Source organism: Kribbella sp. NPDC020701, assembly GCF_055562215.1.
In genome coordinates this window covers 253,306-267,606 of sequence record NZ_JBVHFT010000004.1, presented here as the reverse complement: position 1 = coordinate 267,606, position 14,301 = coordinate 253,306, and the positions used below count along the sequence as shown (strand labels likewise).

The window sequence follows — 14,301 nt, the reverse complement described above, 5'->3', positions numbered from 1 at the left end:
TTCAATGTCACAATTGAAGGATGCCTGTTGCCGACAGTCACGATTCCATCCAGGTCCGAGGCGCCCGCGAGAACAACCTGAGCGGCGTCTCCCTCGACATCCCGAAACGCCGGCTCACCGTCTTCACCGGGGTCTCCGGTTCCGGCAAGTCCTCCCTCGTCTTCGACACGATCGCCGCGGAGTCGCAGCGGCTGATCAACGAGACCTACACCGCATTCGTCCAGAACTTCATGCCGAGCCTCGGCCGGCCGGATGTGGACTCACTGCAGAACCTGTCCGCCGCCATCATCGTCGACCAGGAGCGGATCGGCGCGAACGCCCGGTCCACGGTCGGCACCGCGACCGATGCGCACACCATGCTGCGGGTCGTGTTCAGCCGCGCGGGTACGCCGTACGTCGGACCGCCGTCCGTGTTCAGCTTCAACCGGGCCGAGGGCATGTGCCCGGAGTGCGAGGGACTCGGGCGCACCACCGAGTTCGACCTCGACGAGCTGGTCGACCGGGACAAGAGCCTCAACCAGGGTGCGATCAAGGCGCCCGGGTACGCGATCGACAGCTGGCACTGGCAGCTGATGGCGAGTTCCGGCCTGTTCGATCCGGATCTGCCGCTGAAGGACTACCCGGCCGAAGCCTGGCGGCAGTTCCTCCACCAGGAGCCGACCAAGATCAAGGTCGGCAAGAGCAACCTGACCTTCGAGGGACTGATCAGCAAGATCAAGCGGCAGTACCTCGGCAAGGATCCACAGTCGATGCAGAGCCACGCCCGCGCGTTCGCGGAGCGCGCGATCCGCCAGACGACCTGCCCGGCCTGTCACGGCGAACGCCTGAACGAGGCGGCGCGGACGACCATCGTGGACGGGCGCACCATCGGCGAGTGCTCGGCGATGCAGATCAGCGACCTCGCCGAGTTCGTTGCCGGGATCAAACATCCGGGCGTCGGCCCGATGCTCGAGGGACTCCGGCAGGCGCTGGACTCCTTCGTCACCATCGGCCTCGGGTACCTCAGCCTGAATCGCGAGTCGTCGACGCTGTCCGGCGGCGAGGCGCAGCGGGTCAAGCTGGTGCGTCATCTCGGGTCCAGCCTGAGCGACGTCACGTACGTCTTCGACGAGCCGACGGTCGGTCTGCACCCGCACGACATCCAGCAGATGAACGACCTGCTGCTGCAACTGCGGGACAAGGGCAACACCGTCCTGGTCGTCGAGCACAAGCCGGAGACGATCCGGATCGCCGATCACGTCGTCGACCTCGGCCCGGGAGCCGGTCTGGCCGGCGGACGACTCTGCTATGCCGGTGATCTCGAGGGCCTGACCAAGTCCGGCACGCTGACCGGCCGGTACCTGGATCACCGGGTCAGCCTGCGCGACGACGTACGCCGTCCGACCGGGAAGCTCACCATCGAGAACGCGACCCTGCACAACCTGCGGAACGTCAGCGTCGACGTCCCGCTCGGCGTACTCACGGTGGTCACCGGAGTCGCCGGATCCGGGAAGAGCTCACTGATCCACGGCTCGCTGGCCGGCCGGGACGGGGTGATCATCGCGGGGCAGGAACCGATCCGCGGGTCCAAGCGCAGCAACCCGGCGACCTACACCGGGCTGCTCGATCCGATCCGGTCCGAGTTCGCCAAGGCGAACCACGTGAAGCCGGGTCTGTTCAGTGCGAACTCGGTCGGCGCCTGCCCGACCTGCAAGGGCATCGGTCTGGTCTACACGGATCTGGCGATGATGGCCGAGGTCGCCTCGACCTGCGAGGAGTGCAACGGCGCCCGGTTCGCCGCCGAGGTTCTCGCCTACCGGCTACGTGGGAAGAACATCAGCGAGGTGCTGCGGATGACCGTGACGGAGGCGCGGGAGTTCTTCACCAAAGGCCCGGCACGGGCGATCCTGGATCGGCTGTCGACGGTCGGGCTTGGCTATATCGGCCTCGGCCAGCCACTGACCACACTGTCCGGCGGTGAACGGCAGCGCCTCAAGCTGGCGATCAACATGGGTAAGACCGGGTCGATCTACATCCTCGACGAGCCCACCACCGGCCTGCACCTGGCCGACGTCGACCAACTGCTCGGCATGCTCGACACACTGGTCGACCACGGCAACACGGTGATCGTCATCGAGCACCACCAGGCCGTGATGGCCCATGCCGACTGGCTGATCGACATCGGCCCGGGCGCCGGTCACGACGGCGGACGGGTCGTCTTCACCGGCACGCCGGCCGATCTGGTCGAGAGCAGCCCGACGATCACGGCCGAACACTTGCGCTCGTACGTCGGCGCTCCGCAGGCCGTTGCCTAGCGCACCAACTCGGCGGCCAGGGTCTCGATCAGGTCGTGCCAGGTGCTGAGGTAGTCCGCGGCGGGGCCGGTCTGGGTGAGCACCAGGCGGGCTCCGCCGTTGCCGTCGCGCAGCGACCAGGTCACTTCACCCTGCGACCATGGGTAGCTGAGCCGCTCGGCCGCAACAACCTCGGTCACGGGCCCCGGGTCGATGCCCTTCGCAACGAACCCGGCCGGCGGCGGGCTCCCGGCGGCAGTCGTCTCCGCGCCGGTGAGCAACTCCCAGACGGCCTCCTTCGGCTTCACCAGCTGCCGCTCGAACCGTACGCCGCCGTCGTCGGTCACCACGCCTTCGTCCAGCCCGTACACCTTCACGAAGTGCTCATGCAGTACGGCGTAATCCCTTTCGGGCACCGAGTCGCCGAGAACCCGTACGAGCGCGTCGAAGCACAGCGTCCAGCCGCCGGAGAAGCTCGCGGACCCCGGGCGATCGTCGTACGTCGCGGTGAGGTGCAGCGTGCAGCCGTCGGAGGACGGGACCAGCTCCCAGCGCAGGACCTCCTCACCCCAGGTGTACTCGAGGAGCTTCGGTGGTTCGTACGCGCGGATCACGCCACTGGTCTCGAGGTCGACGGGCGCCTCCGGGTCGTTCTCGAAGGTGAACCTCACCGGCCCGTCCAGCCGCAGGTCGAACTCGACCGCGGCCGGGAACCACCCGGCCAGTTGTCCCGGCTCGGTGATCGCCCGCCAGACCTTCGCCACCGGATGCCGCAGCTCCCGCCGCATCCGCAGCACGGTCCGCCCGTTCTCGGTGCTCAAGGTCTCGGTCATGACTCCATATATACCCGACCAGGCATATACGATCAACCGCCGAACCGGACCAGGTCCGCGAGCTCCTCGCTGAGGTCCGTCCGTGCGCTGGAGTCGAACAGCTCGTACGAGTGGTCGGCGTGCTTCCAGGAGCCGATCACCCGGCCGCCTTGCAGCACGGCCGGACGGAGCATGCCGCCACCGGGATAGACGTGCTGCTGGAACTCCGCCGCCAGCGCCCACCGCCGATCCCGGTAGCCGAGCAGGTAGGCGTCGAACTCCCCCACCACCCGCACGTCCCGGCACCCCGGCAGGTCCTCGGTGGCGACGAACTCAGCGCCATCAACCTCGAAAGACTTCGTTGCCGCCGCCTTCAGGCCGCGGCGTGCGATCGGCACCGCCAGGCCCGACCAGGTCGCGAAGTCCTGCGCTGTCGCCGGGCCATACGCAGTGAGATAGCGCCGGGCCAACGCGTCGACGTCGCCCTCCTGCACGAGCGGCTTTCCCAGCCACTCGCTCACGGCGACCCAGGTGTCAGTCCCCGGCCCGTAACACAGTCGGCCCAGCAGCCCGGTGTGCCGGATGAGGGCGTAGACCGCCTGTCCTTTGGGCTCGACGATCAGTCCGCGACGCACCAGTACGTCGGCTATTTCGGCGCGGGTGGACGGTCCATGGCTGACCAGATACGCCTCGAGGTGGTCGGCAGCCTCCGCCCGGATCGCCTCGGTCAGACCGAGTTCGCCGTACCGGCGTTCGGTGTCCTTGATCAACTTCGGGCCGAGCAGGCCGAGCAGTGGGCCGGCGTCCTCGACCGTGACGAGTTGCAGTGTGCCGCGCATGAACCAGCCCCGGATGACCGACCGGTCGATCTCCTGGGCGTGGGTGACGTCGGCGGAGGTGGTCGCGGTGGAGCGCGCCCGTACGGCATGGGTGGCGCCGCGCCAGGTCTGAGCCTGCAGTCCCCCCGTCCGGCGTACGACGTCGGCCACCCCTCCGGGGCCGGCCTCGTTCACCGGACGCGCGAGGCAGTTGGCCTGCATCCGGGCTGCCAGCAACCAGTCCACAGACCTCCGCGCCACCCCAGCATGACACCACGAACCAGCCTGGTGCGCACCTCGAAAACACGAAACCGCCCCGGCCGAGCGGCCGGGGCGGTCTGCGGGCAGCTATCCGCCGAGGGCGGGCTGGACCAGGTTGGCGTAGTTGGCCTGGCCGGTGACGTTGGGGTGGTAGGACTCGCTGACCGGGTTCGACAGGCCGTTGATCCACTCCGGGCTACCGCAGACGGAGTGGCCGATGAAGAGCGACGTCGGATTGACCCAGCTGAACCCGGCCGCGCTCGCCGATGCGGCGAGCTTCGAGTTCAGCAGGTCGGCGGTGGCGTTCAGCCGGGTCATCTCGTCCGGGCTGAAGAACGTGCCGGCGTTGCAGTCGGTGCCGTTGAACAGCCGCGGGTACCCGACCACCACGACCCGGGCGGACGCGGCCCGGCCCCTGATCGAGGAGTACAGAGCGTTCAGCCGGCCGGGCAGTGTGTTGTTGATGATCGACTGGGCATTGGCGACCGCACCGGTGCAGTTGCTGAGCCAGGACGGCTTCGCGCACTCGGTGATCACGGAGGAGAACCCGGCATCGTTGCCACCGACCTGTACCGAGACGATGTTCGTCGCGCTGGTCACCGATGGGAGCTGGTTGGCGGTGACATCGGCGACGCGGGCTCCGGAGCAGGCCACGAACGTGAGGCTGGCGCCGATCCGGGCCGCGTCGATGTAGGCGTAGGCCTTCGTCGAGCGCTGGCAGGAACCACTGCTGGAGATGTAGGTCCGGGTGCCGACGCCCGAGGCGTACGAGTCACCGAGGGCGACGTAGTTCGTCGCCGCGTGGGCGACGCCGGGGTTGAGCAGCATCGCGGCGCCGAGGGCCGCGGCGGAGAGCAAACTGGCGATGGACTTCATGGGCGGACCAGCCTTTCTGTGCATGACAGCGCAGCGCGGGTGCGAGGGGTGTCGACAGAGGCACTCAAAGTCACCATCGCTGACTCGCCAGTAACACACAAGGGTCTGGTAAGAAATTCACCGCCAGTTGCCGATTCCGGTTTTCCGCGTTTCTGAACTGCTAGTCGTTCCAGGACGACAGGCCCGGGCCGGGTGGCAGCGGGTAGCAGCCGTCGGTCAGCTGGACCCGTCCGTCCGCGGGCAGCAATCCGCTCTCCACATAGATGGTGTTCGGCAGCGCGGCGAGCACGTGGATGTGTGCTCCACCGCCGTGCGAGGCGTACGGAACGCCGAACCCGGCAGCCATCAGTCCGATCTCCAAGCAGTCGGTCAGCCCACCGGCCCGCCTGAGATCCGGCTGTACGACGCCTACCCCGCCGCGAGCGATCAGGTCGCGGAAGGCAGCCTGTCCGTACCGGTTCTCACCGGTGGCGATCGGGATGTCCAGCTTCTCCGCCAGCCGGACGTGGCCATCGGTGTCGGCCGCCGGCAGCGGTTCCTCGAACCATCGGCAGTCGAGCTCTTCGTACACGCGTCCCCGTCGCAGGGCCTCGGAGTACCCGAAGGCCTGGTTGGCGTCGACCATCAGCGGTGCGTCCGGGCCGATCACCGCGCGTACCGCCTTGATCCGGCGGACGTCCTCGGTGAGCGGTCCGCCCCCGACTTTCATCTTCACACCGCGGAAACCCTGCTCCATCGCCTTGGCCGCCACGGTCTCCAGGCCCGTGACGTCCAGCTCGAGCCAACCCACCATCGCGTACGTCGGAATCGCGGTGCGCTGCGCTCCGAGCAGCTTCCACACCGGCACGTCCAGCGACTTGCCGAGCAGGTCCCACAACGCCAGATCGATCGCCGAGATGCCGTACGACGACAGCCCGGCCGTGCCCTGGTAGTCGGTCAGCGTCTGCAGTTTCTGCCGGATCCCGCGAATGATCGTCGGGTCCTCGCCGACGATCGCGGGCGCCATTTGCTCGGTGATGATCTTGGCGAGCACCGCCGGCGAGCTCGCCACCCGGCCGAAGTACGTCGTACTGACGCCGCTCACGCCCTCGTCGGTGTCGATCCGCACCCGGGTCTGCCCGTTGCGATCGAGCAACTGGATCGCGTCCCGGACCGCGTGAGCCTTCGGCTCCGACACGATCTCGACGCTGATCTCCTTGATCTTCATGTCACCCCTTGCCCGCGAGGACGTCTTCGACCTTTTGCTTGACGCTGCCCAGAGCCGCTTCCGCGGTCTGCTTGCCGCTCCAGACGTCGTCGAGGACCGGGCGGTAGATGGTCCGGGCCCGCTCGATGTAGCGGCTGAAGTTCTCGTTCACCGCGTTGTCAAGCGCCTCGGTGACGAGCGCGAGGTTGGCCGGGCCCTTGTCGTCGGGCACGAACAGCGACGACGAGCTCTTGGCGACCGGCATGAAGCCGCGGGACTGCGCGAGCAGCTTCGCCGCGTCGCCTCCGGCGCAGTACTTGAGGAAGTCCCAGGCAGCGTCGGGGTCCTTCGACTGCTTCGGGATCGCCAGGACGGTCATCGTGTTCACCGTGGTACGGCGGGCCTTCATCGGCGTCGGGAAGATGTCCCACTTCACCTTCGCGTTGCTGCGCAGGTACGGGATGCCGCTGGTCAGCGAGAGCAGCATCGCGACCTTGCCGGTCCCGAGCTGAGCCAGCGCCCAGTTCGGGGTCTGGCGGCCGGCCGTGACGGTTGCGAAGTCCGGGTGGACCTTGTGGACCAGGGCGAGGTCGGCGACCCACTGGACCGCCTCGGCGCCCTGCGGCTCGGCGAGCGTGAAGCGGGTAGCGTCCTTGGAGTAGATGCCGTCGCCGCCGTTGCTGACCGGGAAGACGGTCTCGAGCGAGGTGTCGGGGAACACCAGTGCTCCCCAGCGCTCGCCGTTCGGCTTGGTCAGCTTCTTGGCCGCGTCGAGGAAGTCGTCCCACGTCCAGCCACTCTTGGCCCAGTCCTTCGGCGGCAGTTCGACGCCGGCCTCGGCGAACGCGTCGGTGTTGCAGTAGATGACACCCGGGTTGGTCATGATCGGCCAGGCCGCGTGCGCGCCGTCCTCCTGCTTCGGGAAGTTGAAGGCGACCGGGAAGTAGTCCTCGGCCTTGATCCCGTCCTTCTCCAGGTACGGACGCAGGTCGAGCAGCGAGCCCTCCGCGTAGTACCCCTTGACGTAGTCGTCGTTGATCCTGATCGCCGTCGGGGCGGCACCCGACGACAGCACGGTGCGCAGCTTGGTGTCGTAGTCGTCGCCCGGCACCGACTGGATGTCGAGTGTCTTGCCGGCGCTCTTGGCCCAATTCTCCGCGACGGTGTAGAGCGGCGTACCGCTGTTGGTGTCCCAGGTCAGGAAGGAGGCGTTGCCACCGCCGCCTCCCCCGCTGCTGTTGCCGCCGCAGGCCGACAGCGGTGCGCCGACCGCGATGGCTCCGGTGGCCAGGCCCAGGCCTCTGAGTACCGATCTGCGGGAAATCTGTGATGCGGTCATGGTCGTTCCTGTTCTGTCAGGGGATCAGTTGGTGCGCAGCTTGGCGACCGCGTCGTCGTCGAGCTCGATGCCCAGCCCGGGCAGCTCCCACGGCGTGATCTCGCCGTTGACCGGGACGAGCGGGTTCTGCCAGATCGGCACGTCGTCGAGGATCGGGTTGTGCTCGATGTTGTACTCCTGCGGGTAGACGCAGGACGGCGTACTGACCCAGAGGTGGGCGTGCGCCGACGTACCGATCGTCTGCTGGGTGTTGTGCACGGTGATCGGCTTGGTGAAGGTGTCCGCGAGGACGGCGATCTTCTTGAACTCGGTGATGCCGCCGCACTTGATGACGTCGGGCTGCAGGATGTCGACCCGCCCGGTCAGGATCAGGTCGCGGAACTGCCAGGTGGTGTACTCCTGCTCCCCCGCCGCGATCGGGATGTCGACCGCGTCGGCGAGCCGCCCGTACGCCGTGTAGTCGTGGGCGGCGAGCGGTTCCTCGAAGTGCCACACGCCGAGGTCCTCGAGCGCGTGAGCCAGCTTGATCGCCGTGTGTTCGTAGTACGCGTTGTTGACGTCGACCAGGATCGGGAAGTCGTCCCCGACGAGTTCGCGGACCGCGGTCACGGTGGCGATGGTCTGGTCGAAGCCGTCGTCGTGCATCCACGGCGTCGACGAGTGGATCTTGTAGCCGTGGAAGCCTTTCTCCTGGAAGGACTGCGCGCGCTCGGCCTCCTGCTGCGGGGTCATTCCGCGGGCCATCGAGCTGGCGTAGACCTTCGCGCTCGGGCGGTACTTGCCGCCGAGCAGCTTGTAGGTGGGCAGCCCGGCGGCCTTGCCGAGCAGGTCCCACAGTGCGATGTCGATCCCGGCGATGGCGTTCAGCTGGGCGCCCCCGGGTCCGAGCTTGTACGGCTTCGTGTACAGCCGGCGCCACAACCGCTCGATGTCGGTCGCCTCCTCGCCGACGAGCAGTGGCGCCAGCGCCTGCTCGATGACGCTGTGGGAGACGTGGGCGTTCATCGGACTGACCTCGCCGACGCCGACCAAACCTTCGTCGGTGTGGACTTTCACGATGTGGAGCTTGTCGAGCAGGATGATCGATTCGATCCGGGTGATCCGCATGGCTAACCTTTCAGGCCGGACATCGTGATGCCTTGGACGAAGTACTTCTGGGCGATCAGGAACAGCAGCAGCGGCGGCAGGATCGTCAGCGTCGCGGCGGCCATCATCAGGTTGGTCTGGGTGAAGTACTCGCCCTTGAAGAGCGCGAGCGCGATCGGCATCGTCTGCAACCGCGTCGAGTTGAGGAAGATCAGCGGCCCGAACAGGTCGTTCCACGAGCCCATGAAGGTCAGCGCGCCGACCGCGGCCAGGGCCGGTTTCACCTGCGGCAGCATGATCCGCCAGAAGGTGCCGAAGGTGGACGCGCCGTCGAGCTTGGCCGCCTCCTCGAGCTCCATCGGGACGCCGCGGAACGCCTGCCGGAGCAGGAACGTGCCGAACACCGGCGTCAGGACGTTCGGGATCCAGAGCGGGTAGTGGGTGTCGATCCAGCCCATCTCGCGGAACAGCATGTACTGCGGGACCAGGTAGACGATGCCCGGGATCATTGCCGTCGACAACAACAGCGCGAAGGCCAGGTTCTTGAAGGCGAAGTTCAGCCGGGCGAAGCCGTAGCCGGCCAGCGACGCGAACAGCAGCAGGAAACCGACGTTCAGCGCGGCCAGCTTGCAGCTGTTCAGGAAGAACGGCAGCAGCCCGCCGGCGGCCTGGGAGTAGTTGGCCCACTGGAAGGTGGAAGGGACGAACGTCGGCGGCGACTGCAGTACTTCGTTCTCCGGCTTGAGCGATGCGCTGATCATCCAGAGCAGCGGCATCGCGAACACCACGGCGAAGAACAGCAGTACGACGATCAGCACGGCGCGGCGCGGGATGTGCCTGGGTGGCCGGTTCACCGGGATCCGGAGAGCCTCAGTTGTCATAGTGCACCCACCGTTTCTCCATCTTCCACTGGATCGCGGTGACGACACCGACGATGACGAACAGCACCCAGCCCATCGCGGACGCGTACCCCAGCCGGCCGTGCCCGAAGGCCGCCTCGTAGATCTGGAAGATGAACACCGAGGTGGCGTTGTTCGGCCCGCCGGACGTCATCACGTAGATGATCCCGAACACCTGGAACGAGGTGATGAACTGCGTGATGGTGAGGAAGAACAGGCTCGGCGTCAGCAACGGGAACACCACCGACCAGAACCGCCGCCAGGCCGACGCTCCGTCCACGGTCGCCGCTTCGATCAGCGACTGGTCGATGCTCTGCAACCCGGCCAGCAGGATCACCATCGGGTAGCCGACGCCCTGCCAGAGCGCGACGATGATCACCGCGATCAGCGCGGTCTTGGTGTCGGACAGCCAGGCCGGCCCGTCGATGCCGATCGTCTTCAAGGTGGAGTTGAACAGGCCGTTGTCCGGGTTGTACAGCCAGAACCAGACGAAGCCGATCGCGACAACGTTGGTGACCGCGGGCGAGTAGTACAGCGTCCGGAAGATGCCGATGCCCTTGATCTTCTGGTTACACAGGACGGCGAGACCGAGCCCGATGAAGATGGTCAGTACGACGACGACCAGCGTGAAGATCACCGTGTTCTTCAGTGACGGCCAGAACGTGTCGTCGGCGGTGAACAGCTCCTTGTAGTTCTCCAGGCCGAGGAACTTCGGCGCGTTCAGCCCGGACCAGTTGGTCAGCGACACCACCAGAGAGGCCGCGACCGGCAGGAGCTGGAAGAACAGCACCCCGAAGATGACCGGTCCGACGAACAGCCAGCCGGCCAGATTCTGCCGCTTCGGTTTGACCTTGACCCTTTTCCGGGCCGGTGGTCCGCCCTCGACGTCGGGCGGTTTGACGGAAGGAAGGACTGCGTTGACCATCGGTCACACCTCGATCCCGATGTACTTCTCCTCGAGGAATTCGAGGATGCCTTCGGAGCTGCCTTCGCGGCCCAGCCCGGACTGTTTCGTCCCGCCGAACGGTGCCGCGGGATCGCTCAGCACGCCGCGGTTGACCGCGACCATGCCGGCGTCGATCTTCTGCGCGACCGCGAGGGCCTGCGCGGGATCGCCGTACACGTAGGCGATCAGGCCGTAGATGGTGTCGTTCGCCATCGCGATCGCCTCGTCGACGTCGCTGAAGGACACGATCGCGATGACCGGGCCGAAGATCTCGATCTGGTTGATCTCGCTGCCGTGCCGTACGCCGGTGAGCACCGTCGGCGGGTAGAACGCGCCGACCTCGGAGGACTCGCCACCCAGGGTCAGCTCGGCGCCGTCCGCGACAGCCTGCTCGACCAGCCGGGCGACCTTGTCACGTTCCTCGGGTGACACCAGGGCACCGAGGTCGTTCGACCGGTCGGCGCCCGGGCCCATCGCGAGCTCCTTCATCGCCACGGTGATCCGGGTGGTGAACTCCTCGACCAGCGAGTCGTGCACGTAGAACCGGTTGGCCGCCGTACAGGCCGATCCGCCGTTGCGCATCTTCGCGACCATCGCGCCCTCGATCGCCGCATCCAGGTCGGCACCGGGCAGGACGACGAACGGCGCGTTGCCGCCGAGCTCCATCGACGAGCTGACCACCTGGTCGGCGGCCTCCCGCAGCAGCACCCGGCCGACCTCGGTCGAGCCGGTGAAGGACAGCTTGCGTACGGCGGGATGGTGCAGCATCGCGCTCACCGCCGGACCAGCGGGCACCGGCGTCACCAGGTTCACGACACCCGCCGGCACACCGACCCGGCGAAGTACGTCGACGACGTACGCGGCCGTGAGCGGAGTCTGGCTGGCCGGCTTCAGCACCACCGAACACCCGGCCGCCAGCGCCGGGGCGATCTTGCGGGTCGCCATCGCCGCGGGGAAGTTCCACGGCGTGATCAGTACCGACACCCCGATCGGATCGCGCCGGACCACGATTGTCTTGTCGCCCGACGGGGAGAGCCGGAAGTCACCGCCGATCCGGACCGCCTCCTCAGCGAACCAGCGGAAGAACTCGGCCGCGTAGGTGGCCTCACCGACCGCGTCGGCCCAGGCCTTGCCGTTCTCGGCCACGATGATGGCGGCGAACTGCTCGCGCTCGGCGGTCAGGACGTCGAAGCAGGCCCGAAGGAGCTCCGAGCGCTGCCGCGGCGGGGTCGCCGCCCAGCCGGCCAGCGCGTCCGCCGCGGCGTCCACGGCCGCCAGGCAATCGGCCTCGGTGGCCGCCGCGAACCTGGCCAGCTCGGACCCGTCGGCCGGATCATGAACGGCGAACCGCTGACCGTCACTGGCGGGCCGCCACTGACCATCGATGAACAGATCGTGCGGAGAGATCATCTGCTGTGCTCCAAACGCCCGGTGAGAGTCCGGGTCAGAACGGGTTGCTGCGATCGCCGGCGTACGCGGCCCGAGTGATCTCGGTCAGCGCCTCGACGTCGAGCGGACGGGGGTTGTTGTCGACGAGCCGGGCCGACTTCAGGCCCATCGACGCGACGTACGAGAGTTGGTCTTCGGTGAGGCCGAGCTCCTTCAGCGTCGGCGGGATCCCGATCCGGTCGAGCAGGCCTTCGACCGCCTCGATGCCGGCCACGGCCCGGTCCTCGGGACCACCGGACGCCGGTACGCCGAAGATGGTCGCGATCTCGGCGAACTCCGCGACCCGGGCGGGAGCGTTGTAACGCATCACGTACGGGAGGAGTACGCCGACGCCGAGACCGTGAGCAGTGTGGGTCAGGGCGCCGAGCGGGTACTGGAGCGCGTGCGCGGCCGCGGTTCCGGCGACACCGAGTGCGTACCCGCCGGCGTTCGCCGCCAGCATCACGTCCGCTCGCGCTTGTGCGTCGCCCGGGTTCTCGAAGGCGGCCGGCAGTGCCTCGGCGAGTAGGGCGAGACCCCAGCGGGCATAGGAATCGCTGATCACGTTCTTGCCGACGAAGACGCGGTTCTCGCCCGGCGCGGACGCCGGCCGCTGGATCGCGGTGAACGACTCTACGAGGTGCGAGACCGCGTCCGCGCCGGCGCTCGCGGTCAGGCCGGGTGGGCAGGTGTAGGTCAGTTCGGGATCGCAGATCGCGACCATCGGGATCAGGTGCGCGGACGAGATCCCGGTCTTGAGTTCGCGGTGGCTGTCGCTGAGGACGCAGACCGGTGTGACCTCTGAGCCGGTTCCGCCGGTCGTGGGCACGGCGATGATCGGCATCACCGGTCCGGGTACGGCGTTCTCCCCGTAGTACTGGTCGAGCGGGCCGCCGTGTGTCAGCAGGAGGGCGATCGCCTTGCTCATGTCCAGGCAACTGCCGCCGCCGATGCCGACGACCAACTCGATGCCTTCGTCCCTGGTCGCGGCGTAGCAGGCCTCGATCCCCGCGGCGGGCAACTCGGCCTCGGTCTCGGACCAGACGGTCACCTCGAGGCCGTGATCCTTCAGATCGCTGAGTAGTTCGTCGAACTCGGCCGAGGCCGCCAGCCGTTGATCCGTGCAGACGAGCCCCTTGCGCCCGTACTCCGCGGCGTACTGGCCGAGCAACGTGCGCTGGCCGGCGCCGAAGATCACAGTGCGGGGGGCTCGCTGGACGCCGAAGGAGGCAGGGGTGATCGTCATCGTGGCAGGGTCCTTGTCCGGTCGTGGGGCGGGGATCAGTCGGCCAGAACTGCTTCGGGGTGTGCCGCCTCGGTCAGTGCGGTCAGCTCGCGCCACAGGTCGTCGGCGATGTCGATGCCTTCAGCAACCGACTCCTGGTAGCGGGCTCGGGCGCCGTCACCAGGAACCGCCACCGGCGTGCCCGGGTCGGCGGGCCGGCTATGGCGTACCTGGTCGAGGTACTCGGAGGCGGAGTGGCCGCCGCCGCTCATCAGAATGAACAGGTCGCCCTTGTTGCTCGGGCGGGTGTCGTCCAACGTTCCGCCGACGGCCGTGCCGTACGCGGCGCCGGTGAGGAAGGTGACCATCGCGCCCAGCCCGAGCCCGAGCCCGTAGCCCTTCGGTCCCCCGAACGGTGCGATCGAGCCGGACTTGGCCGCCACCGGGTCCACCGTCGGGTGACCGGCGGCATCCAGCGCCCAGCCTGGCTCGAGCGGTACGCCGCGGAGCGCGTGGTCGTGGACCTTGCCCATCGAGATCTGCGACGTCGCCATGTCCAGCACCAGCGGATGCGGCTGCGCGGGGACGCCGAGGGCGAGCGGGTTCGTCCCCAGCATGGCCTCGGTGCCACCCCACGGGTGAACCAACGCCTCGCTGGTCGTCATACCCAGGCAGACCAGGCCGCGCTCGGCGATCCGGCCGGCGTAGAAGCCGAGCATGCCGAGGTGGTTGTTGTTCGTGATCGAGCAGACCGCGACGCCATGACGCTCGGCCGCCGGAACGACGGCCGCCAAGGCGCGGTGCGCGACCACCGGACCCAGGCCCTGCTCGCCGTCGACGGACAGGTAGCACGGGCTGAGCCACTCGTGCTTGCCCGTGTTCGTCGGGCTCGCCGTCCCGTTCCTCAGTCGGCGGAGCAGCCTCGGCAGCCGGAGCAGGCCGTGCGAGGGCACTCTCTTCGCCTCGGCGACGAGGAGCAGCTCGGCTTGCTGAGTAGCGGCGGAGGCCGGCACTCCCGCGGAGACCAGGAGTTGTTCGGCCAGGGACTGTGCTGTGGCGAGGTCTGTGCGCATCGCGGCCATCCCGGGGTTGACCTTGCAGGTTTTTGGAGGCTAGATCAGATCAGATAGGATTTGCAATGGTCTGTGTATA

General features: G+C 67.7%; 12 protein-coding genes. 1 reads left to right on the top strand and 11 read right to left on the bottom strand.

Features of this window, described 5'->3' with window-relative positions; all coding sequences use genetic code 11:
- Positions 1–20: 20 nt before the first annotated feature.
- Complete coding sequence (locus tag ACZ3HV_RS11450; RefSeq protein ID WP_465683277.1) at positions 21–2,294, top strand: ATP-binding cassette domain-containing protein; 2,274 nt, start codon at positions 21–23, stop codon at positions 2,292–2,294.
- On the opposite strand, the gene ACZ3HV_RS11445 is transcribed toward ACZ3HV_RS11450, so the two are convergent.
- The 11 genes from ACZ3HV_RS11445 to ACZ3HV_RS11395 all read right to left on the bottom strand — a co-directional run bounded on the left by ACZ3HV_RS11445 (position 2,291) and on the right by ACZ3HV_RS11395 (position 14,222).
- On the bottom strand, positions 2,291–3,106 hold the full coding sequence (locus tag ACZ3HV_RS11445) for an SRPBCC family protein (RefSeq protein WP_465683275.1): 816 nt from the start codon (positions 3,104–3,106) through the stop codon (positions 2,291–2,293). The genes ACZ3HV_RS11450 and ACZ3HV_RS11445 overlap by 4 nt on opposite strands.
- 32 nt (positions 3,107–3,138) lie before the next feature.
- Positions 3,139–4,149, bottom strand: a complete 1,011-nt coding sequence (locus ACZ3HV_RS11440; RefSeq protein ID WP_465683273.1) for a winged helix DNA-binding domain-containing protein — start codon at positions 4,147–4,149, stop codon at positions 3,139–3,141.
- A 102-nt stretch (positions 4,150–4,251) separates the two neighbouring features.
- Positions 4,252–5,040 (bottom strand): SGNH/GDSL hydrolase family protein, encoded by a 789-nt coding sequence (locus tag ACZ3HV_RS11435; protein ID WP_465683271.1) that lies wholly within the window; start codon positions 5,038–5,040, stop codon positions 4,252–4,254.
- A 160-nt stretch (positions 5,041–5,200) separates the two neighbouring features.
- Positions 5,201–6,247, bottom strand: coding sequence for a mandelate racemase/muconate lactonizing enzyme family protein (locus tag ACZ3HV_RS11430; RefSeq protein WP_465683269.1), 1,047 nt, complete (start codon positions 6,245–6,247; stop codon positions 5,201–5,203).
- A 1-nt stretch (position 6,248) separates the two neighbouring features.
- Positions 6,249–7,565 (bottom strand): ABC transporter substrate-binding protein, encoded by a 1,317-nt coding sequence (locus ACZ3HV_RS11425; protein ID WP_465683267.1) that lies wholly within the window; start codon positions 7,563–7,565, stop codon positions 6,249–6,251.
- A gap of 24 nt (positions 7,566–7,589) precedes the next feature.
- On the bottom strand, positions 7,590–8,672 hold the full coding sequence (locus ACZ3HV_RS11420) for a mandelate racemase/muconate lactonizing enzyme family protein (protein WP_465683265.1): 1,083 nt from the start codon (positions 8,670–8,672) through the stop codon (positions 7,590–7,592).
- 2 nt (positions 8,673–8,674) lie between these two features.
- Positions 8,675–9,532 (bottom strand): carbohydrate ABC transporter permease, encoded by an 858-nt coding sequence (locus ACZ3HV_RS11415; RefSeq protein WP_465683263.1) that lies wholly within the window; start codon positions 9,530–9,532, stop codon positions 8,675–8,677.
- On the bottom strand, positions 9,522–10,475 hold the full coding sequence (locus ACZ3HV_RS11410) for a carbohydrate ABC transporter permease (protein WP_465683261.1): 954 nt from the start codon (positions 10,473–10,475) through the stop codon (positions 9,522–9,524). The genes ACZ3HV_RS11415 and ACZ3HV_RS11410 overlap by 11 nt, the downstream gene beginning before the upstream one ends.
- A 3-nt stretch (positions 10,476–10,478) precedes the next feature.
- The gene (locus tag ACZ3HV_RS11405) at positions 10,479–11,906 is read right to left on the bottom strand and encodes an NAD-dependent succinate-semialdehyde dehydrogenase (RefSeq protein ID WP_465683259.1); all 1,428 of its coding nucleotides are present in this window, start codon (positions 11,904–11,906) and stop codon (positions 10,479–10,481) included.
- 34 nt (positions 11,907–11,940) lie between these two features.
- Positions 11,941–13,170, bottom strand: coding sequence for an iron-containing alcohol dehydrogenase (locus tag ACZ3HV_RS11400; protein ID WP_465683257.1), 1,230 nt, complete (start codon positions 13,168–13,170; stop codon positions 11,941–11,943).
- A 35-nt stretch (positions 13,171–13,205) separates the two neighbouring features.
- A complete protein-coding gene (locus ACZ3HV_RS11395; protein WP_465683255.1) occupies positions 13,206–14,222 on the bottom strand; it encodes an Ldh family oxidoreductase in 1,017 nt (338 codons plus the stop codon).
- Positions 14,223–14,301 lie beyond the last annotated feature (79 nt).